The sequence below is a fragment of the Leifsonia sp. Soil_N53 genome (assembly GCF_057655165.1).
In genome coordinates this window covers 1-23,783 of sequence record NZ_JBDGMM010000040.1, presented here as the reverse complement: position 1 = coordinate 23,783, position 23,783 = coordinate 1, and the positions used below count along the sequence as shown (strand labels likewise).

General features: G+C 71.2%; 23 protein-coding genes. 10 read left to right on the top strand and 13 right to left on the bottom strand.

Annotation, left to right across the window (positions count from 1 at the left end):
* Nucleotides 1–91: 91 nt before the first annotated feature.
* Nucleotides 92–1,456 carry an LCP family protein gene (locus AC3A3H_RS04150; protein WP_487613278.1) on the bottom strand — a complete coding sequence of 455 codons (1,365 nt, stop codon included), beginning with the start codon at nt 1,454–1,456 and terminating at the stop codon, nt 92–94.
* Nucleotides 1,453–1,956 carry a 5-(carboxyamino)imidazole ribonucleotide mutase gene (purE, locus tag AC3A3H_RS04145; RefSeq protein ID WP_487613277.1) on the bottom strand — a complete coding sequence of 168 codons (504 nt, stop codon included), beginning with the start codon at nt 1,954–1,956 and terminating at the stop codon, nt 1,453–1,455. The genes AC3A3H_RS04150 and purE overlap by 4 nt, the downstream gene beginning before the upstream one ends.
* 145 nt (nt 1,957–2,101) lie before the next feature.
* Between purE and AC3A3H_RS04140 the strand changes: the two genes are divergently transcribed.
* From AC3A3H_RS04140 to AC3A3H_RS04130, 3 genes are all read left to right on the top strand, one after another.
* The gene (locus tag AC3A3H_RS04140; protein ID WP_487613276.1) at nt 2,102–2,647 is read left to right on the top strand and encodes a hypothetical protein; all 546 of its coding nucleotides are present in this window, start codon (nt 2,102–2,104) and stop codon (nt 2,645–2,647) included.
* Nucleotides 2,648–2,709: 62 nt separating this feature from the next.
* Complete coding sequence (locus AC3A3H_RS04135; RefSeq protein WP_487613275.1) at nt 2,710–3,384, top strand: hypothetical protein; 675 nt, start codon at nt 2,710–2,712, stop codon at nt 3,382–3,384.
* Nucleotides 3,381–3,662: a hypothetical protein gene (locus AC3A3H_RS04130; protein ID WP_487613274.1), complete on the top strand. Its 282-nt coding sequence runs from the start codon at nt 3,381–3,383 to the stop codon at nt 3,660–3,662. The genes AC3A3H_RS04135 and AC3A3H_RS04130 overlap by 4 nt, the downstream gene beginning before the upstream one ends.
* Here AC3A3H_RS04130 and AC3A3H_RS04125 read toward each other — a convergent pair.
* The gene (locus AC3A3H_RS04125) at nt 3,623–4,762 is read right to left on the bottom strand and encodes a 5-(carboxyamino)imidazole ribonucleotide synthase (RefSeq protein ID WP_487613273.1); all 1,140 of its coding nucleotides are present in this window, start codon (nt 4,760–4,762) and stop codon (nt 3,623–3,625) included. The two genes, AC3A3H_RS04130 and AC3A3H_RS04125, sit on opposite strands and share 40 nt — an antisense overlap.
* Before the next feature lie 118 nt (nt 4,763–4,880).
* Here AC3A3H_RS04125 and AC3A3H_RS04120 point away from each other — a divergent pair, with 118 nt between their 5' ends.
* Entirely contained in the window at nt 4,881–5,441 is a 561-nt protein-coding gene (locus AC3A3H_RS04120) for a GtrA family protein (RefSeq protein WP_487613272.1), read from the top strand.
* Here the strand turns inward: AC3A3H_RS04120 and AC3A3H_RS04115 are convergent.
* Both AC3A3H_RS04115 and AC3A3H_RS04110 read right to left on the bottom strand, forming a co-directional pair.
* On the bottom strand, nt 5,403–5,951 hold the full coding sequence (locus AC3A3H_RS04115; protein WP_487613271.1) for a PH domain-containing protein: 549 nt from the start codon (nt 5,949–5,951) through the stop codon (nt 5,403–5,405). The two genes, AC3A3H_RS04120 and AC3A3H_RS04115, sit on opposite strands and share 39 nt — an antisense overlap.
* 8 nt (nt 5,952–5,959) lie before the next feature.
* Complete coding sequence (locus AC3A3H_RS04110; RefSeq protein WP_487613270.1) at nt 5,960–6,721, bottom strand: biotin--[acetyl-CoA-carboxylase] ligase; 762 nt, start codon at nt 6,719–6,721, stop codon at nt 5,960–5,962.
* Between the two features lie 52 nt (nt 6,722–6,773).
* Between AC3A3H_RS04110 and AC3A3H_RS04105 the strand changes: the two genes are divergently transcribed.
* Together AC3A3H_RS04105 and AC3A3H_RS04100 are read left to right on the top strand one after the other, a co-directional pair.
* Complete coding sequence (locus AC3A3H_RS04105; RefSeq protein WP_487613269.1) at nt 6,774–8,411, top strand: acyl-CoA carboxylase subunit beta; 1,638 nt, start codon at nt 6,774–6,776, stop codon at nt 8,409–8,411.
* Nucleotides 8,408–8,662 carry an acyl-CoA carboxylase epsilon subunit gene (locus AC3A3H_RS04100; RefSeq protein WP_487613268.1) on the top strand — a complete coding sequence of 85 codons (255 nt, stop codon included), beginning with the start codon at nt 8,408–8,410 and terminating at the stop codon, nt 8,660–8,662. Before AC3A3H_RS04105 ends, AC3A3H_RS04100 begins: the two co-directional genes overlap by 4 nt.
* 376 nt (nt 8,663–9,038) lie before the next feature.
* Here the strand turns inward: AC3A3H_RS04100 and AC3A3H_RS04095 are convergent, their stop codons facing one another.
* The 4 genes from AC3A3H_RS04095 to AC3A3H_RS04080 are packed head-to-tail and all read right to left on the bottom strand — an operon-like array spanning nt 9,039 to nt 13,329.
* Nucleotides 9,039–10,073: a hypothetical protein gene (locus AC3A3H_RS04095; protein WP_487613267.1), complete on the bottom strand. Its 1,035-nt coding sequence runs from the start codon at nt 10,071–10,073 to the stop codon at nt 9,039–9,041.
* Nucleotides 10,070–11,350, bottom strand: coding sequence for a sensor histidine kinase (locus tag AC3A3H_RS04090; protein WP_487613266.1), 1,281 nt, complete (start codon nt 11,348–11,350; stop codon nt 10,070–10,072). Before AC3A3H_RS04090 ends, AC3A3H_RS04095 begins: the two co-directional genes overlap by 4 nt.
* On the bottom strand, nt 11,337–11,996 hold the full coding sequence (locus tag AC3A3H_RS04085; RefSeq protein WP_487613265.1) for a response regulator transcription factor: 660 nt from the start codon (nt 11,994–11,996) through the stop codon (nt 11,337–11,339). The genes AC3A3H_RS04090 and AC3A3H_RS04085 overlap by 14 nt, the downstream gene beginning before the upstream one ends.
* A 40-nt stretch (nt 11,997–12,036) precedes the next feature.
* Nucleotides 12,037–13,329, bottom strand: a complete 1,293-nt coding sequence (locus AC3A3H_RS04080) for a class I SAM-dependent RNA methyltransferase (protein WP_487613264.1) — start codon at nt 13,327–13,329, stop codon at nt 12,037–12,039.
* A gap of 24 nt (nt 13,330–13,353) precedes the next feature.
* On the opposite strand from AC3A3H_RS04080, the gene AC3A3H_RS04075 reads away from it, so the two are divergent.
* Both AC3A3H_RS04075 and AC3A3H_RS04070 read left to right on the top strand, forming a co-directional pair.
* Entirely contained in the window at nt 13,354–13,989 is a 636-nt protein-coding gene (locus tag AC3A3H_RS04075) for a Maf family protein (RefSeq protein ID WP_487613305.1), read from the top strand.
* A gap of 102 nt (nt 13,990–14,091) precedes the next feature.
* Complete coding sequence (locus tag AC3A3H_RS04070; RefSeq protein WP_487613263.1) at nt 14,092–15,855, top strand: acetyl/propionyl/methylcrotonyl-CoA carboxylase subunit alpha; 1,764 nt, start codon at nt 14,092–14,094, stop codon at nt 15,853–15,855.
* Nucleotides 15,856–15,905: 50 nt separating this feature from the next.
* Here the strand turns inward: AC3A3H_RS04070 and AC3A3H_RS04065 are convergent, their stop codons facing one another.
* The 3 genes from AC3A3H_RS04065 to AC3A3H_RS04055 form a co-directional block, all read right to left on the bottom strand.
* Entirely contained in the window at nt 15,906–16,754 is an 849-nt protein-coding gene (locus AC3A3H_RS04065; protein ID WP_487613262.1) for a type IV toxin-antitoxin system AbiEi family antitoxin domain-containing protein, read from the bottom strand.
* A 196-nt stretch (nt 16,755–16,950) separates the two neighbouring features.
* Nucleotides 16,951–18,825: a cation:proton antiporter domain-containing protein gene (locus tag AC3A3H_RS04060; protein ID WP_487613261.1), complete on the bottom strand. Its 1,875-nt coding sequence runs from the start codon at nt 18,823–18,825 to the stop codon at nt 16,951–16,953.
* A gap of 15 nt (nt 18,826–18,840) precedes the next feature.
* The gene (locus AC3A3H_RS04055; protein ID WP_487613260.1) at nt 18,841–20,277 is read right to left on the bottom strand and encodes an NAD(P)H-quinone dehydrogenase; all 1,437 of its coding nucleotides are present in this window, start codon (nt 20,275–20,277) and stop codon (nt 18,841–18,843) included.
* Between the two features lie 85 nt (nt 20,278–20,362).
* On the opposite strand from AC3A3H_RS04055, the gene AC3A3H_RS04050 reads away from it, so the two are divergent.
* Both AC3A3H_RS04050 and AC3A3H_RS04045 read left to right on the top strand, forming a co-directional pair.
* Entirely contained in the window at nt 20,363–21,196 is an 834-nt protein-coding gene (locus AC3A3H_RS04050) for a purine-nucleoside phosphorylase (RefSeq protein WP_487613259.1), read from the top strand.
* Nucleotides 21,193–22,911 carry a phospho-sugar mutase gene (locus AC3A3H_RS04045; protein ID WP_487613258.1) on the top strand — a complete coding sequence of 573 codons (1,719 nt, stop codon included), beginning with the start codon at nt 21,193–21,195 and terminating at the stop codon, nt 22,909–22,911. Before AC3A3H_RS04050 ends, AC3A3H_RS04045 begins: the two co-directional genes overlap by 4 nt.
* Here the strand turns inward: AC3A3H_RS04045 and AC3A3H_RS04040 are convergent.
* Nucleotides 22,901–23,783, bottom strand: an 883-nt coding sequence (locus AC3A3H_RS04040) for an MFS transporter (RefSeq protein ID WP_487613257.1), incomplete at its 5' end; no start/stop codon positions are given. The genes AC3A3H_RS04045 and AC3A3H_RS04040 overlap by 11 nt on opposite strands.

The window sequence follows — 23,783 nt, the reverse complement described above, 5'->3', positions numbered from 1 at the left end:
TACCGGGTTGCGCTGGGTGGTTCCTGTGACCTGTTCAGGGGTCACCTGGGAGCGCTGAAGCGATTCAGGGCGCGGCTTCCCGCCGGATTCGTTAGTGCCCGGACGGCGTCGGGGTCGCCGTCGCGGGCGTCAGCGACGCCCTCACGAGCCGGCGGATCTGCGTGTAGTCGGGCTCCGTCGGGTCGATCGTCGGCGGCACCAGCTCGAGCTTGTCCACGGGCTGGGTGCGGGTCTTCATCCCGAGGTCGACGAAGTAGCCCAGCATCGACTGCGGGATGTCGGTCTTCATCACCTGCGCGCCGGCCTTGGCGATGTCCTGGAACTTCGTGACGACGTTGAGCGGGTTGAACTGCTTCAGGATCGCGTCCTGCAGCTGGCGCTGCCGCGCCATCCGGTCGTAGTCGCTCGTCCCGTGCCGGGCCCTGGCGTACCACTGGGCGTGGTAGCCGTCCATGTGGCGCTTGCCGGGCTGGATCCACTCCACGACGCCGTTGAGGTTCTCGTCGCCGCCGATCGGCACCTTCTCGCTGACGGTGACGTCGACGCCGCCCAGCGCGTCGATGAGGTCGGCGAAGCCCTGCATGTCGATGAGGACGTAGTACTGGATGGTGAGGCCGGTCGCGCCCTCCAGCGCGTCGCGCATCGCCTCGATCCCCGGCTCGCTCTGCTGCTTCTTCGCGTTCGGGTAGAGGTCGGACTTGTAGAGCTCGACCTCCGTGTAGATGGAGTTGAGCTGGCAGACGTCGACGTCGCACTTGTCGTGGTAGCCGTAGCCGTCCGGGTAGAGGGTGCGCAGCGGCGACTTCGCCGAGAACGGCACCGGGTTGAGGTCGCGCGGCAGGCCGATGGTCACGGCCTTGCCCGTGCTCGCGTCGATGCTGACGATCGACATGCTGTCCGGCCGCAGTCCCTCGCGGTCGGGCCCCGCGTCGCCGCCCAGCAGCATGATGTTGTACCGGCCGTCCACCGGCGCGACGGGCGCGCTGTCGGCGAAGATGTCCCCGAGCGCCCCGCGCGCCGAGCCGGCCACCGCGGACCCGTAGGCGGCGGTCCCGGCCAGGCCGACCAGCACGACGACGGAGAACGCCGCGATCCAGCCGCGGGCGTTCGCCCGGGCCTTGACCAGCCGCACGAGCCGCAGCGTGTCGAGCGTGAGCACGACCCAGAGGATGGCGTAGGCGATGAGCAGCAGCTGGACGACGGTAAGGCTGCCCGCTTGGGTCGCGAACGTGTAGAGCGACGACGGCGAGACGACGGCGACGACGAGCGCCACGATCCCGAGCAGCCAGAGCAGCAGGGTCGCGAGGATGCCGACGCGGCCGAGCGTGCGGTTGCCGGCGACGAGCTGAGGCGCGCCGGGCAGCAGGACGTTGAGGCCGACGAGCCACCAGCCGCGCGCGGTCATCTCCCCCGGCGACGAGACGTCGGGGTGGCGGAGCGGGGTCGCCGCGCTCATAGCTGGGACTGCAACGCCCGGTTCTTCTCCTCCACGCTCGCCTCGAGATCGGCGGCGAAGCGTGCCAGAGCGCCGGAGAGCTCCGGATCGGAGGTGGCGAGGATCTTGACGGCGAGCAGCCCGGCATTGCGGGCTCCGCCGATGGAGACGGTGGCGACGGGGACGCCCGCGGGCATCTGCACGATCGACAGCAGCGAGTCCAGCCCGTCCAGCCGCGCCAGCGGCACGGGCACGCCGATGACGGGGAGCGTTGTGACGGCGGCGACCATCCCGGGCAGGTGTGCGGCCCCGCCGGCGCCGGCGATGATGACCCGCACCCCGCGGCCGGCCGCCTCCTTGCCGAAAGCGATCATCTTCTCGGGCGTGCGATGCGCCGAGACGACCTCCACCTCGTGCGCCACACCGAACTCGGTGAGCACCTTCGAGGCCTCCTGCATCACCGACCAGTCGGAGTCGGAGCCCATGATGACGGACACCGAAGGCTGAGAGTGAGCGGGCATGGCACCCAGGATAGGTGTGGGGTGCGGGGTGGGCGGGTTAGGCGCGCGGGGGTGGGGGTATCCATCGTGGTTGTCACTGTCGATATTTGACATGTCTATTGCTACATTTGTCGAGTCGTGATGAAGCGATGGAACGGAGCAAGGCATGAAGAAACTCAGAACAGCGATCGCGATCCTCGGAGGATTGGTTCTCGCCTCAGCAGGTGCTGTACCCGCCGGCGCCGCCGAGACCGACACGATCGACATCTCAGGTCTCCAGCTGGAGCAGGGTACCCCGATCGACGGGCCGGCCTTCCTCCTGGACGAGGAGGGCTCGATGCAACCGATGACCATCGACCGCACCGGGGAGACCGCGTCGCCGAGTCGCGCTCGGGCCGGCTGCAACTGGTACCGGATGGCGATCCCGGTGGGTGGTGCTTGGCACACGTCGGTGGACGGATGCTCGCTCATCGGCACCACCGCTAGCGCGGCGCACATCTACGGCTGGGAAGTGGACCCGCACTCCAACGGCAATCCGTGCATGCAAGGGCGCGGATACACCAAGGTCGGCTCCAGCTGGGTCGCCAACTGGGTGGCTCTCGGCTGCGGCTCCGCCGGGGTCAAGAAGGTGACGATCGGGAATGTCATCACAACCGCGAAGATGAAGGGCCAGTCGATCGGGCAGTTCGGGACCGCCCTCGTCTTCTACTGATGCACATGCCCGCACGAGGATCCGCTCGGGGACGTCGGCACCGCGCCGGCGTCCTCGGGCCGTTGACCATCGCACTCACGCTGACCGGCTGCACAACCGCCCCGGGCCAGCCTTCTGGCTCGCCATCGGCCTCATCCGCACGGCTCGAACTGGCAGAGATAGAGGAGACCGCGTCGGCGATGGAATGCGATCGGCACCGGATCGTCTCAGCCGACCTCAACCACTACGACGACATGGCAGGGGTCGACTGCTTCTATTCGGGCGGCGACACCGTGCTTCTCCGCGTCTACCGCAAGGACGCCTCTCCGGACCAGGCACTGGTGGACCTCGTCCCGACCTTCGACGCGGACAACCAGGTCGCGGTGGGGGCGAACTGGTATGCCACGGGAACTCCTCGGCGGATCGTATCCGCGTTGAAGGCGCTCGGCATCGACGCTCGGCCGTCCCCCGACTACGTCCCGCATCCGGAGCCTCTGACCGCGGCCCAGGAGTACGTGGGGACGTGCTCCGGCTTCCTCGCGAGCGTGGCGCGGAGCACAGCGCTGGACCCGACCGAGTTCGCGGACCAGTTCAGCGCGATGGAACGTGTCTATCCCGATTCGCAGTCCCTCGTCGCGTCCGTCGTCGACGGGCTCGGTGCGGACCTCTCCCCCACACGAATCGAAGAACGAATCACGGAGGCGGCCCCTCTGATCACGTCCTACTGCCGGGACCGAGCCCAACGGGCCGCGTCGTGAACCTCCGGCGTCGTTCCATCCGGATCGGCCTGACCGGTGCGGCGATCGCGGTCGTCGGGGTCGTGCTCGCGTTCGTCGGGGACAGCGTGACCGTCGTCGCTCCGCCGGATCAGGCCTCCGCGCTCATCACGCTGCTCTGGCCGCTCACCAAGGTCTGGCTGAGTTTCGGGATGCCGCTGGCCGCCGGTCTGATCTGCGTCGCCGTGGCGATGGCGCCCCGAGACCGACCGGGGGCCGATCACCCTTCGAAGAACGCCGCCGCCGCCCGCGCCCGGTAGACGACATCATCCAGGTCGTCGCCGCCCACGGTCACATGCCCGACCTTCCGCCCCGGCCGCGGCGCCTTGCCGTAGCCGTGGAACTTCGCCTCCGGGTGCGCAGCGAGTGCCGCGGGGTAGCGGTCCTGGAGTGTGCCCTCCGCGGGGCCGCCGAGGATGTTGACCATGACCGACCAGTCCTCGCGGGGGGCGGTAGAGCCGAGCGGGAGGTCGAGGACCGCACGCAGGTGCTGCTCGAACTGGCCCGTGACCGCGCCCTCGATCGACCAGTGGCCGCTGTTGTGCGGGCGCATCGCGAGCTCGTTGATCAGCACGCGGCCGTCCGTCGTCTCGAACATCTCGACGGCCAGGACGCCCGTGACGCCGAGGCCTTCGGCGACGTGGCGGGCGATGTCGGCCGAGACCTGCGCCACCCGGCCGGCCGAGCCGGGCGCCGGGGCGATCACCTCGGCGCAGACGCCGTCGCGCTGCACCGTCTCCACGACGGGCCAGGCGGCGATCTCGCCGGACGGTCGGCGCGCGACGAGCTGCGCCAGCTCGCGGCGGAAGTCCACCAGCTCCTCCACCAGGAGCGCGCCGCCGCGGCCGTCCTCGGCGAGCGCAAGGAACCAGTCGTCGGCCCCTGAGGCCTCCGTCACCACGCGGACGCCCTTCCCGTCGTAACCGCCGCGGGCCGTCTTCACGACCGCGCGGCCGCCGTGGTCGGCGAGGAACGCGCCCAGCTCGTCGGCGGACTCCACCGCCGCCCAGTCCGGCACCGGCAGCCCCAGCTCGCTGAGCTTGGCGCGCATGTGCAGCTTGTCCTGGGCGTAGAGCAGGGCGTCGGGGCCCGGATGCACCGGGATGCCGCGCCCGACGAGCTCGCGCAGGATCGCCGGCGGCACATGCTCGTGGTCGAAGGTCACCACGTCCACCGTCTCGGCGAACGCGAGCACGGTGTCGAGGTCGCGGTAGTCGCCGACCCCGGTCGCGGCCAGGTCGGCGCTCATGCCCTCGGCCTCCTCCAGCACCCGGATGTCGATGCCCAACTCGACCGCCGGGGGGATCATCATCCGGGCCAGCTGTCCGCCGCCGATCACACCGACCTTGTTCCTGGCCATCTCCGATGTCTCTCCTCGATACTCTTCACCTAGGCGCGGGCAACTCCCAGATACCGGACACCGGGGCCGCGTAGTGTGGCGAACGCACTCCTATCTTCCCGCATAGCCAGGCTGGAGCATGACGACCGAGACGACCGCAGCGCACCGCACGGCGCGCATCCTGCCGCAGCTGATCAAATTCGGCGCGGTGGGCACCGTCGGCTTCGGCGTCAACCTGGTCGTCTTCAACGTGATGCTGCTGATCGTGCTGCGCCACGTGCCGCACGCGACGATCTACTCCACGATCATCGCGACGGTCATCGCCATCCTCACGAACTGGATCGGCAACCGGTACTGGGCCTTCTCCAGCCAGCGGCAGCAGAACGCCGCACGCGAAGGGGTCGAGTTCTTCGCAGTCAGCCTCGCCACCGGCACCGGCATCCCGCTGCTGTGCGTGTGGGTGTCGCACTACCTGCTGGGGATGACGAACCCGTTCGCCGACAACATCTCGGCGAACGTCGTCGGCCTCGCGGTCGGGATGCTGTTCCGCTTCGTGCTGTACCGCTGGTGGGTGTTCGCGCCCGCCCGCAGCGCCCGCGCGAAGGCGACGGCCAACGCGGCACGCGCTGCGCACGAGCCGGCCGCCACGACGGGCGTCTCGCTAGCGCGAACCCCAGACGGTGGTCTCGTCGGAGACTGACTCCGACTGCTGCCTGCGCACCGCGACGATGGTCTGCGCGTGCTCCATCAGCTCGCTCAGCGCGCGCTGCACCTGATCGGCCTTCGGCACATCCCGCAGCACGACGGGATGGTCGAGGCCCGAGTTGATCCGCACGTCGCCCGAGCGAAACATGCTCTGCAGCCAGTTGCGCTTGACCGCGACGTCGTAGCCGCGGCTGTGCAGCAGCTCCTGCCGCACACGCACGAAGAACCCGTGCCGGATGATGAGCCGGCGCGTGGTGATCGTGTAGCGGCGGCTCAGCCAGACGGCGAGCGGGAGCAGGAACAGCAGCAGCACGATCGCGGCGGCGGCGCTCCAGAGGAGGACGACCTCCCACACCTCGGAGACGCGCCCGGCGAAGTAGCCGACGCCGCCGGCTGCGACGATCAAGGCGAGGCTCGGCCAGAACAGGGCTCGCGCGTTCGACCGCAGGCGGGCGATGACCCGCTCGGGAAGTGGCGCGGGCGTACCCTCCGGCGTGGTGCTCATGTATCCCATTAATACCGCAGGTGCGTCACGTCGCCCGCCGCCACCGCGGTGGGGCCGTGATCCGACTCCACGATCAGCCGTCCGGAGGCGTCGATCGACGTCGCGGTGCCGAGCAGGACGTCCCAGCCGGGGAGCTCGACCCGCACCGAGCGGCCGATCGTGTGGCAGGCCTCCACGACCTCGTCGCGCAGCGCGCTGCGGATCGGGTCGCCGCCCGCGGCCACGAACTCGCGGTACAGCACGCTGAGCTGGGTCAGGTAGGCCGCCAGGACCGCGTCGGGGTCGATGTCGTTCGCGCCGGCCAGCGCGAGCGAGGTCGAGGTCGGGGTGGGCAGCTCGGCCTGGCCCAGTGTGAGGTTCACGCCGGCGCCGACGATGACGCCGTCCATGCCCGGCAGCAGCTCGGAGAGGATGCCGCACACCTTGGCCTCGTCGATCAGCACGTCGTTGGGCCACTTGACCGCGACCTCCCGGCTGGTGAAGCCCGCGAGCGCCCGGCTCATCGCGACCCCCGCCAGCAGCGGGAACCAGCCGAGCGCCTCCGGGGAGAGCCCCTCCGGGCGCAGCAGCACCGAGATCGCCAGCGCCTTGCCGGGCGGCGACACCCAGACCCGGCCGAGCCGGCCGCGGCCCCCGGTCTGGTTGTCGGTGACCACCACGGCGAGATCGGGCAAGTCGCCCGCGCGTGCCTGGAGCACGTCGTTGGTCGATGCGGCCTCCGGCAGCACCTCGAGGACGGGGACGACAGCCCGGCTGCGACGGAAGTTCATTGCTCAATTCTGCCAGCGAAAGCGTGCGGATTTGTAGGATTCCCTAGACAGCATGGCCGTTCGACTGGCAGGTAGAGTGAACGGCGTGACCGACACCGAAGCACGTCAGACCCCCGATCCCTTCACGACCGCCGGCAAACTCGCCGACCTCAAGGAGCGGTTCCACGAGGCCGTGACCGCGAGCGGGCAGGCTGCGATCGAGAAGCAGCACGCGAAGGGCAAGCTGACCGCGCGCGAACGCATCGACCTGCTCCTCGACCAGGGCTCGTTCGTGGAGTTCGACGAGTTCGTCCGGCACCGCACGCACGCGTTCGGCATGGAGGCCAAGCGCCCGTACGGCGACGCGGTCGTCACCGGCGTCGGCACCATCCACGGCCGCAACGTCGCGGTCTTCAGTCAGGACTTCACCATCTTCGGCGGCAGCCTCGGCGAGGTCGCCGGCGAGAAGATCATCAAGGTCATGGACCACGCGATCAAGACCGGCGTGCCGATGATCGGCATCCTCGACTCGGGCGGCGCGCGCATCCAGGAGGGCGTGGTCGCGCTCGGCAAGTACGGCGAGATCTTCCGCCGCAACACCGCCGCCTCCGGGGTCATCCCGCAGATCTCCATCGTGATGGGCCCCGCCGCGGGAGGAGCGGTCTACTCCCCCGCGCTCACCGACTTCGTGATCATGGTCGACAAGTCGAGCCACATGTTCGTCACCGGCCCCGACGTGATCAAGACGGTCACGGGCGAGGACGTCGGCTTCGAGGAGTTGGGCGGCGCGCTCACCCACAACAAGATCTCCGGCGTCTCGCACTACCTCGCCAGCGACGAGGAGGACGCCCTCGACTACGCGCGCGCCCTGCTCAGCTACCTGCCGCAGAACAACCTGGCAGAGCTGCCGGTGTTCGAGGCGGAGCCGGAGCTGGAGATCACCGACGCCGACCGCCGGCTCGACACGATCATCCCGGACTCCCCCAACCAGCCGTACGACGTCACCACGATCATCGAGGGGATCGTCGACGACGGCGAGTTCCTGGAGATCCAGCCGCTGTTCGCACCCAACATCGTGATCGGCTTCGCCCGCGTGGAGGGCCGCTCGGTCGGCATCGTCGCGAACCAGCCGAGCGCGATGGCGGGCACGCTCAACATCGACGCCGGCGAGAAGGCCTCGCGCTTCGTGCGCTTCTGCGACGCGTTCAGCATCCCGATCCTCACCCTGGTGGACGTGCCCGGCTACCTGCCGGGCACCGATCAGGAGTGGACCGGCGTCATCCGGCGCGGCGCGAAGCTGCTCTACGCGTACGCCGAGGCCACCGTGCCGCTGGTGACGATCATCACCCGCAAGGCCTACGGCGGCGCCTACATCGTCATGGGCTCCAAGCAGCTCGGCGCCGACATGAACCTGGCCTGGCCGACCGCCGAGATCGCCGTCATGGGCGGCCAGGGCGCGGTCAACATCCTGTACCGCGGCGAGATCAAGCGCGCGGAGGAGGCCGGGGAGGACGTCGCCGCCGTGCGCGCCCGCCTCGCCAGCGAGTACACGTACAACGTCGCCAGCCCGTTCCTCGCCGCCGAGCGCGGCGAGCTCGACGGCGTGATCGAGCCGGCGGCCACCCGCATCTCGGTCATCAAGGCGCTGCGTGCGCTGCGCACCAAGCGTGCGGCGATGCCGCCGAAGAAGCACGGGAACATCCCGCTGTGAGCGGCGCGCACGCGGCGTCGACCGGCCCGTCCCCGCTCGACCCGTCTCAGCTGCGGTTCCTCACCAAGGGCGTGACCCCGGAGGAGGTCGCGGCCGTCACCGCGGTGCTCGCGACCGCCGCCGCCGAGGCCGCCGAGGCGGCGAGGGACGCCCGGCCGCAGAGCGGACCGGACGGCTGGGAGCGCACCCAGCGCAGCCTCCGCAGGCCACTCACGCCCGGCGCCGGCGTGTGGCGTTCGTTCTCGGGCTGAGTACCCCGAAAACCGCGTTTGTACCCCGATCGGGGAGTCCCCCACTCGCGGGTCAGGCGACATTCCGCCACTGGGGTGCAGCGGCGCCCGGGACGTGTCCCCCAGGGTCCCCCAAAATGACGACTATGTATTTATCGCTCGCGCCGACAATATTGTTATTGCTAGGTGTCTCTCCTCGTGAGTAACACCGCCAATCACTCGCCGACTAGGGTAAGCGGGCGAGTGCTTTGGGGGCGAGTCAGGGCGATATTCGGGTTGTCGCCCTGACTCGGGGTTTGAAATAGGGGCCGACAAATTCGGGTGTCGGCCCCTTTCCCCTTTTAACCCGCAAACTTCCGCCGAGGGGCTGGGAGACGGGGACTCGTGGCCGCCTGGGTCAGACGACGGCTTCGACGAGGGGGCGCGGGATCTCCAGCCAGAGGTCGACCTCGTCGTCCTCCGACTCCGCCCCGAGCGCGTTCGCCGCGCCGTCGTCGGACATCCGCAGCCCCACCACGGTCACAGCGGTCTTGGACGACCGTGGCACGGTCCGGACGATCAGCTTGTCCGTCGTCGTCCCGCGGATCGCGTCCGCGAGCCGGCGGAGCACCGTCTCCAGCCCGGACTGGTCGAGGTCGTCGATCCCGCCCTCGTCGAGCAGGCTCACGACCACGCCACGCCGGCGGGCGTCCATGACCTCGCGCCGCACGTCGTCGTTGAGCAGGCGCCGACCGCGGATCTCGTCGCGGATGGCGCCCTCCAGATAGCGGCACTCCCGCCGCTCCGCCTCGGTGAGGTCGCCTCCACGGCGCACGATCTCGGCGAGCATCGGCGCGGCCACCCGGTAGGTCTGCCGCAGGCGCAGCTGGCGCTCCATGACGTGCGCCTCCTGCGCGGCCTGCCACTCGGTGGCCTCCCGCTCGGCCCGTGCGAACTGGAGGGCGTCGCGACCGGCCTTCGCGAGCGAGCCGGCGATGACGACGGCGACGCCGACCCAGACGACCGAGCCGATCACGCCCAGCCCCGCCAGCGCGCCGGGCCCCGCCCAGACGACCGTCTGCACCGCGAGGAAGCCGACGCCGAGCCACGCCACGAACTGCTGGCGGCGGACAGCGGCGATCGTCATCAGCGTGCCGACCGCGGCCACGTACCAGGTCGCGTAGCCGTTGTCCTTCGCGGGATCCAGCTGGCTGGTCACCAGGATCGGGATGACCACGCAGACGGCGAGGTCGAACGCCGCGAGCCAGATCGGCATCTTCGTCGGGCTGGTGGGCCACAGGCTGAGCACCGTCGCGACCGCGTACAGCACCATGGCGACGATCGCCGGCCCTGCGGAGGTCGGGATCGACACCGACGACAGCGCGAGGAAGAGATGGTAGGCCGAGAAGAGCGCTCCGAGGCCGAGGAACAGCAGACGGTTGAGGGTGATCATCCTGCGGCCTCCTGCTCGCGCTCCACCACGGAGCCGCGCTCACCGGCCGGCCAGACGATGGCGACCGTCGTGCCCTCCCCCGGCGCCGACTCCACGGTCGCACGGCCGCCGACCTTCGCGACCCGTTCCCGGATGCTCACCCGCAGCCCCAGCCGCTCGGCGGGCACGTCATCGGCGTCGAACCCGCGACCGTCGTCGGTCACGACCACGCGGACCGCCGCGCCGTTCTCACCGCCGCGGACGACGACGCTCCGCCGCACCTCCTCGCCCCCGGCGTGCTGCATGCTGTTGACCATCGCCTGCACCGCGGCGGAGTAGACCGCCTCCGCGACGTTGACCGGGAGGGTGTGCAACTCGTCGTGGTCCTGCGCGTCCACCTCGAACGGCGAGGAGAACGCCCGCGCGGCCGTGATCAGCCGGTCGGAGAGCTGCCCGATGCCGACCTGGGTCGTATCCTCCGGCCCGGACGCCTCTGCGGCGTGGAGGTGCCCGATCGCGTCGGCGGCCATCCGCGCCGCGAGGTCCTTCTGCTCCTGCGTGCGGGCACTCGCAGCGGACAGCAGCGTCGTCAGGACGCTGTCGTGCACGATCGCGTCCACCTGCACGCGCTCGACCTCCGTCGCGTGCTGGCGCACCGCGTTTCCGTACTTGGCGAGCGCCTGGCTCTGCGCGACGTCGACCGCGGTCGCCGCCTGGCGCATCATCGCGATGATGGCGAGGATCACGCCGCCCAGGATGATCGCGTAGACCGCGTCGAGGCCGGCGAGCTCGGCGCCGACTCCCCCGCCCGCGGGCAGGGCGCGCACGACGCCGTACGCGATCGGGGTGAGGAAGGTGTAGACGATGGCCAGCCACAACGGGTACGCCACGGCGGCGAACGCGGTGAAGACCGAGCAGAGGAACCACACCCACGGCTTGTCCGACGCGAACGCCTTGGGGTCGGCGACGAGCAGCGGCCACGTGACGATCGCCGCGAAGTACACCACGGAGAGCACGCCCATCGTGACTTTCACGAAGCGCTGCGCGAAGATCGCGAGCAGCACGGTGAAGGCGAGCCCACCGAACACCAGCACCAGGACGATCAGCCCCCACGGGCTGCGCAGGTAGCCGAGCTGACCGAGCGCCGTCGGCAGGGTCTGGAGCCCGAAGACGAGGCCGAACGCCGACACCGTGCGGTCGGAGATCCGCTCGATCCTGGCGCGGCTGAGCGGGTTGCGCGGCTTCGCCGTCTCGACAGGTGCTCCGGGGACGGAGCGCTGGACGCTAGCCGCGCTCATTGCCCGTGTCGGGGTCGAGCCCGGGCAGGATGCCGTCCTCTACGGCGCGGCGCAGGAGGTCGACCTTCGTCGGGGCTGGACGACCGACCTCCACGTACTTCACGCGGATGCGGTCGAGGTACTCGCGCGCCGTCGAGTTCGCGATGCCGAGCTGGGCCGCGACCGCTTTCAGCGGCAGACCGGAAGCATAGAGGTGGAGCACGTCGCGCTCGCGGCGGCCGAGCTGCGCCTTGGCGAAGTCGCTGTCGGCGTCGATCGCGGTCGCCCACTCCAGGTTGTTGAGCACATCGCCGCGCGCGACCGTCTCGATCGCGTTCATCACGGTCGTGGTGGGAGAGGACTTCGGGATGACGCCGGCCGCACCCGCGGCAAGCGCCTCGCGGACGCTCGCGACCCGGTCGGCGATGCTGTGCACGAGCACGGCCGCGCCGGTCGCCTGCGCGCGCTTGACGTTGTCGGTCACCTTGGAGCCGTCGCCGAGCGACAGATCGAGGACGACGACGTCGCACTCCTGCGAGCCGAGCTGCTGAACGAAGTCGTCCACCGTCGCCGCCGTCACCACTACGTCGTATCCCGCGTCCTGACAGGCGGCTTTGAGCCCGAGCCGCACGGACTCGTGATCGTCGACGATTGCCACTCGCACCATGCTGACCATCGTAGTGCTCGGATACGCGGATACCGGGCGATCACGGGGTCAGCGTGGCGACGGCCTCCACATGGTGCGTGTTCGGGAACAGGTCGAAGCCCCGCAGCGTGCGCAGCGGATAGCCGCGCTCGGCGAAGTAGGCGACGTCGCGGGCGAGCGCGACCGGGTCGCAGGCGACGTAGACGATCTGGGCGGGCCGCATCGACGCGATGGCGTCCACCACCTCACGGCCCGCGCCGGAGCGCGGCGGGTCGAGCACCACGGTCGCCGCCCGCAACCGGGTGCGCTCGGCGGCGGTGGCCTCCGCGGCGAGCCCTGTGACGAAGCGCTCCACGCGCGCGGTCACCGCCGCCGCGCCGACCCACTCGGCGAGGTTCTCCGCGGCGGCGTCGGTCGCGGCCTCGTCGGCCTCCACCGACGTGATGCGGAGCGTCGGGCCGAACCGGTCGCCGAGCGCGGCGGCGAGGAGTCCGACGCCGCCGTACAGGTCGAGGTTCGCCGCGCGCGGGTCGAAGAGCGCCTCGTCGACCGCGGAGCGCACCGCTTCGGTGAGCGTGGCGGCCGCCTGGCGGTGCACCTGCCAGAAGCCGCGGGCGTCCAGCCGGAACTCCCGTTCGCCGACCCGTTCCCGGATGGGCACCGGCCGGCGCCGGGGACGGACGACCCGCTTGCCGCGTCGCTCCGGACGATCGTTGACCAGCACGTGGGTCGCGCCGAGCCCGGTGGCCACGACGTCCACCGACTCCGCACCCGGGAAGCGCTGGCCGAACGGGGTCGACTCCTCGACGGCGGAGGTCGCGAGCGGCAGGTCGGTGACGGGGACGATGGTGTGCGTGCGGGCGGCGTAGGGGCCGATCGTGCCGTCCTCGCCGACCTGGAGCCGGACGCGCGTGCGCCAGCCGGTGCCGTCCTCGGCCTCGCCGGCGACGGCCTCCACGACGGGACCTCCGCCGTCGGGGCCGAGCGCGTCGATGGTGCCGGCGTCGAGCTTCGCCGTGCGCTGCAGGGCGTCGACGATCACGCGCCGCTTGAGCTCGCGCTGGTGGTCCAGCCGGATGTGGCCGAACTCCGCGCCGCCCGCGCGCTCCTCCGGCGCACGGCGGACCGACGCCGCAGCCCAGACGTGCTCCTGGCGCTCGGCCGCGGGCTCCAGGACCTCCAGCAGCTCCGCGCGCCAGAACCGGTCGTGCGCGCGGTCGGCCACCCGCACCCGGACCCGCTCCCCCGGGATGGTGTCCGGTACGAAGACCACGCGGCCCTCGTGGCGGGCGACGAACACGCCACCGTGCGCGACGTTGCTAATGTCGAGTTCGACCTCGTCCTTCTGGGGCATCCATCGAGCATCCCACAGGTGACCATGCGCCTCTACCTCGCCTCCACCTCCCCCGCCCGCCTCGCCTTGCTGCGCGCGGCCGGGGTCGAACCGATCGTGGTGCCGTCGCACGTCGACGAGCCGGCTGCGGTCGCCGCGGCGGAGGCCGAGCACGGGACGCTCTCGGCGCACGCCATGGTCCAGCTCCTCGCGCGGCTCAAGGCGGAGGCCGTGCGCGGGACGCTCGACGGGGCGCCGATCGACGGCCTGATCCTGGGCGGCGACTCGGCGTTCGCGATCGACGACAGCATCCACGGCAAGCCGCACCTCCCCGAGGTCGCGCGCGAGCGCTGGCGGGACCAGCGCGGCCGCACGGGCACGCTGCACTCCGGGCACTGGCTCATCGACCACCGCGACGGCCGCGAGAACGGCGCGGTGGGCGCGGCGGCCGTCGCCTCTGTGACCTTCGCCGACGTCACCGACGCCGAGATCGACGCCTACGTGGCCAGCGGCGAGCCGTTGGAGGTCGCGGGCGCGTTCACCATCGACAGCCTCGGCGGACCGTTCATCACGCGCGTCGAGGGCGACCCGAGCACGGTCGTCGGCCTGTCGCTGTCCACCCTGCGCGATCTGGTGCGGCGCCTGGGCGTGGAGTGGACGGAGCTGTGGAACCGGGCATGATCGCCGCCGAGAGTCAGTTGTCGACTCTCTGAAGCCGTGCGAGTGCTTTTTTGTAGGGATCGTCCAAAAGCTGGTTCGACCTCCGGAATAGGCTAGGGAACTGTGCCACGTATCTCCAAGGTCCTCATCGCCAACCGCGGCGAGATCGCCGTCCGCGTCATCCGCGCCGCGAAAGACAGCGGGATCGCGTCCGTCGCCGTCTACGCCGACCAGGATCGCGACGCCCTCCACGTGCGCCTCGCCGACGAGGCGTACGCCCTCGAGGGCTCGACCAGCGCGGAGACCTACCTGGTCATCGACAAGATCCTCTCGGTCGCGCGCCGCTCCGGCGCCGACGCCGTGCACCCCGGCTACGGCTTCCTCGCCGAGAACGCCGACTTCGCACGCGCCGTCATCGCCGCGGGCCTGACCTGGATCGGCCCGTCGCCGGAGGCCATCGAGCGCCTGGGCGACAAGGTCTCGGCGCGCCACGTCGCCGAGAAGGTCGGCGCGCCGCTCGCCCCCGGCACCCTCAATCCGGTCGCGGACGCGGCCGAGGTCCTCGACTTCGTCGACCAGTACGGCCTCCCGGTCGCCATCAAGGCCGCGTTCGGCGGCGGCGGCCGCGGCCTCAAGGTCGCCCGCACCCGCGACGAGGTCGCCGAGCTGTTCGAATCGGCGACCCGCGAGGCCATCGCCGCCTTCGGCCGCGGCGAGTGCTTCGTGGAGAAGTACCTCGACCAGCCCCGGCACGTCGAGACCCAGTGCCTGGCGGACGCCTACGGCAACGTCGTCGTGGTCTCCACCCGCGACTGCTCGCTGCAGCGCCGCCACCAGAAGCTGGTCGAGGAGGCTCCGGCTCCGTTCCTCAGCCCCGAGCAGCACGACAAGCTCTACAGCGCCTCGAAGGCGATCCTGAAGGAGGTCGGCTACCAGGGCGCCGGCACCTGCGAGTTCCTGATCGGCAAGGACGGCACGGTGTCGTTCCTGGAGGTCAACACCCGCCTCCAGGTGGAGCACCCGGTCTCCGAGGAGGTCACCGGCATCGACCTCGTCCGCGAGCAGTTCCGGCTCGCCGAGGGCGGCGAGCTCGACTACGACGACCCGATCGCTCGCGGCCACTCCTTCGAGTTCCGCATCAACGGCGAGGACGCCGGCCGCAACTTCATCCCCTCCCCCGGGCCGGTCCACGTGTTCAAGGCCCCGGGCGGCCCCGGTGTTCGCGTGGACAGCGGCATCCAGGCCGGCGACGTGATCAGCGGCGCCTTCGACTCGATGCTCGCGAAGCTCATCGTGACCGGCGCCAGCCGCGACGAGGCGCTGGAGCGCGCCCGCCGCGCCCTCGACGAGTTCGAGGTCGCCGGGCTGCCGACCGTGCTGCCCTTCCACCGCGCCATCGTGCGCGACCCCGCCTTCGCCCCGCAGGACGGCGAGCCGTTCTCGATCTACACCCGCTGGATCGAGACCGAGTGGACCGGCGGCGTCGAGCCGTGGTCGGGCGCGCTGGGCGAGCAGGCCGCGGCCGAGCGCCGCAGCAACGTCGTGGTCGAGGTCGAGGGCAAGCGCATCGAGGTGTCGCTGCCCGCGCGCCTGCTCGCGGGCGGGGCCCCGGCGCAGGTCTCGGCTCCCGCACCGCGCCGCCGGGCCGGCGCGCACGCCGTGGACACCGCGACCGGAGACTCGGTGACCGCGCCCATGCAGGCCACCGTCGTGAAGGTCGCGGTCGCCGACGGCGACGAGGTCGTCAAGGGCGACCTGGTGCTGGTCCTGGAGGCCATGAAGATGGAGCAGCCCCTGACCGCCCACAAGGACGGCACCGTCACCGGCATCAACGCCACCGTCGGCGAGACCGTCTCCTCCGGCCACCTCCTCCTCAACATCCACTGACCCTCCCGCAACTCCGGAGAGCTACCGAAAAATCAGGCGATTCTCCGGAGTTACGGTCGTTTCGCACGTGCGGTTGCACGATTCTCCGGACCAGCCAACATTCGCTCCACGATGACCTGGACGGCCTCCCACTCGTTCAGCACCTGCCGCGCCGACACCCGGAGTCGCTGTCCCACGAGCGCGAGGCCCGCGTCGCGGACACGATCCCGCTCGAACGCCTCGCGGCCAGAGTGAAACGCGTAGCCGTCGATCTCCAGGTAGAGGACGCCGTCGACACGCATGTCCACCCTCCCCACGCCGGCGACCTGGAGCTGCTGCTCGATGACATGCCCTCGAGCCTCTAGCCGCTGCCGGACGAGTGATTCGACACCGGAGTCCGAACCCGGCCGCGAACGGGCGGCGATGCTGCGCATCCATTTCGCCTGGTCCGCGAAGATTCGTTTCACCCCCGCGATTGTCACGAGCCCGGCCGACAAGGCGGTGTCGAGCACTGCCACAGCCGTCTCCTCCGATCCGCACCTCACCACCGACCGCAGGCAGTCAGCGATCGAGACACGCCAGCACTCCGGATGCGATTCACCGTCGATCCAGTGACGGACCGAGTGGCTGGGCGGCAACCGGGTCGCATGAGACGGCACACGCAGGTGGGTCCTGCCGTCGAGGCCGCCCCACAAGCCGTAGCTACGCGCCGCGGAGACGCAAGAGAGGCGTCCGCCCTCGGCGACCGCCGCGATGGCCGGCCGAGGCGCGGAAGGAAGGGCGTACACGCCGCGTCTCGGGCGGAGCACCCGACCGTCGCGAACCGCGGCAGTGAGCTCGCGGGCAGTGACACCGCTCGCGACCAATTGGCTGGAGGTCGCGATTCCGCCGTGGGTGACGAGGGAGTTCATCCAGTTCATCCCTCTAGCGTTGGCGGTCGAGCTGTTGGTGGGGCGTGGTTGTCGTGATCGGTGGAGAACGTTCCGAAATCGGGTCGCTGTGGGGAACGTAACAACTCCGGAGGACCGCGGAGACACGCCGTGTGAAAGTCCGTAACTCCGGAGCATCGGCAGATCTTGTGGCGGATCGCCGGAGTTGGCGAAGGCGGGGGCGGGGTCAGCCGGTGGCCTCGGTGGGGTCGCCTTTGAGGTCGATGCTGATTTCGTCGGCGTCGAGGTTGCTGAGGGCGCCGGCGAGCACGTCGGCGCTGAAGGTGCCGTCGTCGCGGGCGTCGAGGAGGGCGTCGCGCTGAGCGCGGATGCGCTGGAGCCGCGCGGCCTTGTGCTGGTTGAACGCCTCGGGAGTCCGCTCCGTGGTCTGCGGCTGCGGCACCGCCTGGCCGGCCTCGTGCAGCAGCTCCAGCAGCCGCTTGCGCTCCTCCTTCTCGGCCTTCGGGTCGGAGGCCGTCGGCTTCACCACCCGCAAGGCCAGCCCTAGCGTGCCGCCCTGCAGGAGCAGCGATCCCGCCGCCACCAGGAACGCGATCAGCACCAGCACCGAGCGGCCCGGCGTGTCGGACGGGAGGCTCTGCGCCGCCGCGACCGTCACCGCCCCGCGCATCCCGGCCCACACGACGATGGTGCCCTCCCGCCAGCCGAGCGGCGCTCCCGTGAAGTAGTCGATGTCCGCCAGGACCCGGCGCAGCCGCGTGCCGAACCGGGTGATGTTCTCGACGGTCCAGGCCCGGCGCTTCCCGCCCTGACGCCGGATCAGCCGGCCGCGCCATCCCGACGGCCTCACGAGCCGGTCGCGGGTGACGGCGGCGGCGTCCTGCACGCCCGCCACCTTGGCCACCTCCGCGTGCGCGGCGGACGGGTCCGCGGCCAGCACCTCGGCGTGCGCATCGGGGTCCGCCGCCGGATCGATCCCTTGTTGCAGTTCCGGCAGCGCGTCGGTCGGCGGCGGCCCCTGCTCCAGCAGCCGCCTGGCCGCCTCCGGATCCTCGAGCCGCTTCTGCAGTTTCGTCAGCGTCGGCCGCATCCGCTCCCTGCGCCGGCTGCGCCGCGCGAGCAGGGCCAGCAGCGGGGCCACGAACGCCGCCCGCACCACGATCGTCAGCAGCAGGGCCGCGGCCGCGATGCCGACCGCGGGCAGCACCCCCGAGTGGTCGTTCTGCACCTTCTGGACGATCCCGAAGAGCTCGAGCCCCATCGTGAGGAAGATCATGCCCTCCAGCACGAGCTCCACCGTGCGCCAGTTCTGGCTGTCCGACAAGCGGTGCTCGGGCGACAGCACCCGCGGCGCCCTGCTGCCGGTGATCAGGCCCGCGACCACAGCCGCGACCAGCCCGGACGCGCCGAGCGCCTCGGCCGGGATGGACGCCAGGAACGGCACCGTGAACGAGATGACAGTGTTCACCGTGGCGTCCTTCACCCGGGCCCGCACGATCAGGTTCAGCCGCCCGACGGCCCAGCCGAACACCACGGCGACCAGCACCGAGTACAGGAACGACAGCGTCACCGCTCCGAGGGTGAACGAGGCGACCGCCGCGGCCGCCACCGCCGCGCGCAGCAGCACGAGCGCGGTGGCGTCGTTGAGCAGGCTCTCGCCCTCCAGGATGGCGACCACGCGCGGTGAGACGCCCGCCCGCTTGACGATCCCGGTCGCGACGGCGTCGGTCGGGCTCACGATCGCGCCGAGCGCCACGCCCCACGCCAGCCCCAGCCCGGGGATGACCCACGCGAAGAAGATCCCGAGCAGCACCGAGCTGACGATCACGAGCACCACGGAGAGCCCGCCGATCGCGCCGAACTCGCGCCGGAAGTTCATCGCGGGCATCGAGACCGACGCCGAGTAGAGCAGCGGAGGCAGCACGCCCGCGATGATCCACTCCGGCTGGACCTCCAGCGCCGGCACGAACGGCAGGAACGAGACCAGGATGCCGACGACGACCAGGATGAGCGGCGACGCGACCCCGAAGCGCTGCCCGTAGACGGTGGCGGCCGCGATGGTCAGCACGGCGAGGACGCCGACGACCAGGACCTCCTCCATCCCCCGGCCCCCTGCCTAGAGCACGATGTGCATCGCTCGCGCGGCGTCCGAGATCGAGCCGGAGAGCGACGGGTACACGGTGAACGCCCGCGCCACCTGGTCCACGGTGAGCCGGTGCTCCACCGCCAGCGCGAGCGGGAAGATCAGCTCGGAGGCCCGCGGCGCGACGATGACGCCGCCGATCACCGTGCCCGACCCGGTGCGCGCGAACAGCTTCACGAAGCCGTCGCGGATGCCGAGCATCTTGGCGCGCGGGTTGGACTTCAGCGGCAGCTTGTAGATGTCGCCCTGCGCGATGCCCTCCTCGATCTGCTTCTGGTTCCAGCCGACCGTCGCGATCTCGGGCTGGGTGAAGATGTTGGAGGTGACGTTGCGCAGCTCGATCGGGTTGACCGCATCGCCCAGCGCGTGGAAGACCGCGGTACGCCCCTGCATGGAGGCGACCGAGGCCAGCGGGAGCAGGTCGGAGCAGTCGCCGGCGGCGTAGATGTTCGGGATGCTGGTGCGCGCGACCCGGTTGACCCGGATGTGGCCCGACGGCGTGAGCTGCACGCCGGCCTCCTCGAGCCCGATGCCCGCGGTGTTCGGGATGGAGCCGACGGCCATCAGGCAGTGGCTGCCCTCGACGGTGCGGCCGTCGGTGAGCGTCGCGACCACGCCGTTCTCGGTGCGGACCACCGACTCGGCGCGGGACTTGGCGAGCACCTGCATGCCGTTGCGCTTGAAGACGTTCTCGATGACGCGGGCGGCATCGGCGTCCTCGCCCGGCAGCACCTGGTCGCGCGAGGAGATGAGCGTGACCTTCGAGCCGAGCGCGGTGTAGGCGGAGGCGAACTCGGCGCCGGTGACGCCCGACCCGACGACGATGAGGTGCTCCGGCACGGTGGGCAGGTCGTAGAGCTGCGTCCAGGTCAGGATGCGCTCCCCGTCGGGGACCGCGGACGACAGGATGCGGGGGCTCGCGCCCACGGCGATGACGATCGTGTCGCCCTCCACCCGGTCGAAATCGGTGCCGGAGGCGCCGCTGCCGGTCGACACGATGATCGCGTTGTCGCCGTCGAGCCGCCCCTCCCCCGCGACGATGCGGACTCCTGCGTGCACGAGCTCGGCGCGCATGTCCTCCGACTGCTGGCGGGCGAGCCCCATCAGGCGCTTGTTGACCGCGGCGAGGTTCACGGCGATCTCCGGGCGCACCGGCTTGCCGCTCTCGCTGCGCGAGAAGAACTGGACGCCGAGGTCCGTCGCCTCTGCGATGGCGTTGGTGGCCTCTGCGGTCGCGATGAGGCTCTTCGAGGGCACGACGTCGGTGATGACGGCCGAGCCGCCGACCCCCGAGCGCTCCACGAGCGTCACGTCCGCGCCGAGCTGCGCCGCCGCGAGCGCCGCCTCGTACCCGCCTGGTCCGCCGCCCAGGACGGCGATGCGCTGCTTGCGCTCGAATTCATAGCCCATGCCTCTCATTCTTCCGTATCCGGGTGCACCGATGCGCAACCACGGGAACGCTTCACCGCCGGGTGGCGCTCAGTAGAGTTGCCTCATGCTCGAATCCACCCAGAACCCGCTCGACGCGCCGGCGGCCGACCCGTTCGAGGTCGCCAGGGAGGCGGCGCAGCAGCTCGCCGAGAAGACCGGCGTCGAGAAGCACGACATCGCCTTGACGCTCGGCAGCGGCTGGGGCAAGGCGGCCGACCTCATCGGCGAGACCGTGGCCACCATCCCCGCCCACGAGATCGTCGGCTTCAGCAAGCCGGCGCTGGAGGGCCACGTCGGCACCCTGCGCTCGATCCGCCTGGCCAACGGCAAGCACGCTCTCGTGATCGGCGCACGCACCCACTACTACGAAGGGCACGGCGTCCGCCGGGTCGTCCACAGCGTCCGCACCGCCGCGGCCGCCGGCGCGACCACGATGGTCCTCACCAACGGCGCGGGCGGCATCAAGGAGCACTGGAAGCCCGGCACGCCGGTCCTGATCAGCGACCACATCAACCTGACGGCGGACTCGCCGCTGGAGGGGGCGACGTTCGTCGACCTCACCGACCTCTACTCCAAGCGCCTGCGCGACCTGGCGAGGACCATCGACCCGAGCCTCGACGAGGGCGTGTACACGCAGTTCCGCGGCCCGCACTACGAGACGCCGGCCGAGGTGCAGATGGCCAAGACCATCGGCGGCCACATCGTCGGCATGTCCACCGCCCTGGAGGCCATCGCCGCCCGTCAGGCCGGCATGGAGATCCTCGGGATGACGCTCGTCACGAACCTGGCGGCGGGCATCCAGAAGACCCCGCTCAGCCATCAGGAGGTCATCGACGCGGGCCGGGAGGCCGAGCCGGTGATCAGCGCCCTGCTGGCCCGGATCGTGGAGGCGCTATGAGCTCAGCCGCCCAGGACGGTGCAGTGGACGCGACCGAGCTGATCGCGCAGGCGCGCGCCTGGCTCGCGCAGGACCCCGACCCCGAGACGCGTTCCGAGCTGGAGTCGCTGATCGTGGCCGCCGAGGCCGGCTCCGCGGAGGCCGTCGACGACCTCCACTCGCGGTTCGACACCCGCCTCGAGTTCGGCACCGCCGGGCTCCGCGGCGAGATCGCCGCCGGGCCGAACCGGATGAACCGCGTCCTCGTCGCCCAGGCCGCCACCGGTTTCGCACGGTGGCTGCTGGAGCACGCGGAGGGCTCCCAGCCGTCGGTCGTCATCGGCTACGACGGCCGCAAGAACTCCGACGTCTTCGCACGGGACACCGCGGAGCTGATGGCCGGCGCCGGCGTGCGCGCCGTCCTGCTCCCCCGGCTGCTGCCGACACCCGTCCTGGCGTTCGCGGTGCGGCACCTCGATGTCAGCGCCGGCGTCATGGTCACGGCGAGCCACAACCCGCCGAACGACAACGGCTACAAGGTCTACCTGGGCGGCGTGAACCACGGTTCGCAGATCGTCTCCCCGACCGACGCGGAGATCGAGGCGCACATCCTGGAGGTCGCGCAGGGCGACATCGGCGACCTCCCGCGCTCCGAGCAGTTCGAGGTCGCATCGGGCGATGTGGAGGCCGCGTACATCGAGGCGACCGCGGGCGTCGCCACCACGACCGCCCCGCGCGACGCCGTCTCGTTCGCCTACACGGCGATGCACGGCGTCGGCTGGCGCACGGCGGAGGCCGTGTTCGAGCGCGCCGGCTTCGCCACGCCCGTCGTGGTCGCCGAGCAGCGCGACCCCGACCCCGCGTTCCCGACGGTGTCGTTCCCGAACCCCGAGGAGCCGGGGGCGATGGACCTGGCCTTCGCGACCGGTCGGGCGGCCGGCGTGGACCTGATCATCGCGAACGACCCGGACGCCGACCGGCTCGCCGTCGCCATCCCCGACGGCTCGGCCGACGGTTTCCGCCGGCTGAGCGGCAACGAGGTCGGCGCCCTCCTCGGCTGGCGCGCCGCGGACCTCGCCGAGCGGTCCTCGACCGCCGGGGCCGCCTTCGGCGCGCTCGCCTGCTCGATCGTCTCGTCGCCGGCCCTCGCGGCCGTCGCCGCCGCGTACCATCTCGACTTCGCCGACACGCTCACCGGGTTCAAGTGGGTCTCCCGCGCTCCCGGCCTGATCTTCGGCTTCGAGGAGGCGCTCGGCTACCTCGTGAACCCGGAGACCATCCGCGACAAGGACGGCATCTCGGCCGCCACCGCGCTCCTCGACCTCGCGAACGAGCTCGCCGCCTCCGGTCGCACCATCGCGGACCACCTGGACGCGTTCGCGGAGCGCTTCGGCTACTTCGCGAGCGACCAGATCGCGCTGCGGGTCACCGACCTGTCCCGCATCGACGAGATCATGGCCGCGCTGCGGTCGACGCCGCCGAGCCGTCTCGGCGACGTCGTCGTGGACCACATCGACGACCTCCGCGACGGCTTCGGCTCGCTTCCGCCCAGCGACGTGCTGCGCATCGTCCTCGTGGACGGCTCGCGCGTCATGGTGCGCCCGAGCGGCACCGAGCCGAAGCTGAAGATCTACATCGACGCGTCGAGCGACGAGGGCGACCTCGCCGCACGCACGGCGACAGCGACGGCCCGGGTCGCCGCCCTCGCCGACGCGATGCAGGCGCTCACGGCGTAGGGTCGGGACGCGCGGCCGCGGGCCGGGCCGTTCGGGCGACGTGACTCAGCAGGAACGCCGCCAGAGCCACCACCGTCACCGCGGCCCCCGCGAACGGCACGGCCACCGCTCCGCCGGCACCGAGGGCGAGGGTGCCGATCGGGGGCGCGATCGCGATGCCGACGTACATGGCCGTCGAGTACCACGACAGCACGAGCGCCGAGGAACCGGGATCCAGGTGGACGAGACGGTGCTGGATCGGGATGGCCATCGCGAACGCGGCGACGCCCCAGAGCGCGAAGACGGCGATCGAGGCGGCGAACGACGCCTCCACGAACGGGAGGACGACGAGCGCGGCCACCTGGCCGAGGAGCGCGACGGCCGCCACGCGGCGGCTGCCGAAGCGGTCGGTCAGCGGGCCGGCGACGACGTTGCCGATGACACCGGCGGCGCCGTAGGCGAGCAGCAGCGCCGCCAGCAGCGGCCCGGCGTCCCCGGTGGACGCCCGGGTCACGGTCGCGGAGAAGATGTAGACGATGTTGAAGCCCGCGATCATGAAGACGGTAGTCACGAGTAGCGCGACCACGCGCAGATCGGCGAGGGCGGCCAGCCTGCGGCGCAGCGTCGCCTGCGGGGCGAGCGGCACCGCGCGCACGAACAGCGGGATCGCTGCGGCGAGCACGGCGCCGAGGGCGACGACCGACCACAGCGCGAAGCGCCAGCCCGCGACGCCGCCGAGCGCCGTCCCGAGCGGTGAGCCGACCGCCGTGGCGAGCGTGAAGCCCGCACCGACGATCGCGAGGGCGGTCGGCTCACCGCTCGGGACGGCGCTCGGCGGCGTCGCGGGCTGGCGCTTCGCGCTGTGGTCGGTCGTCGCCCTCGGCGCCGTGCTC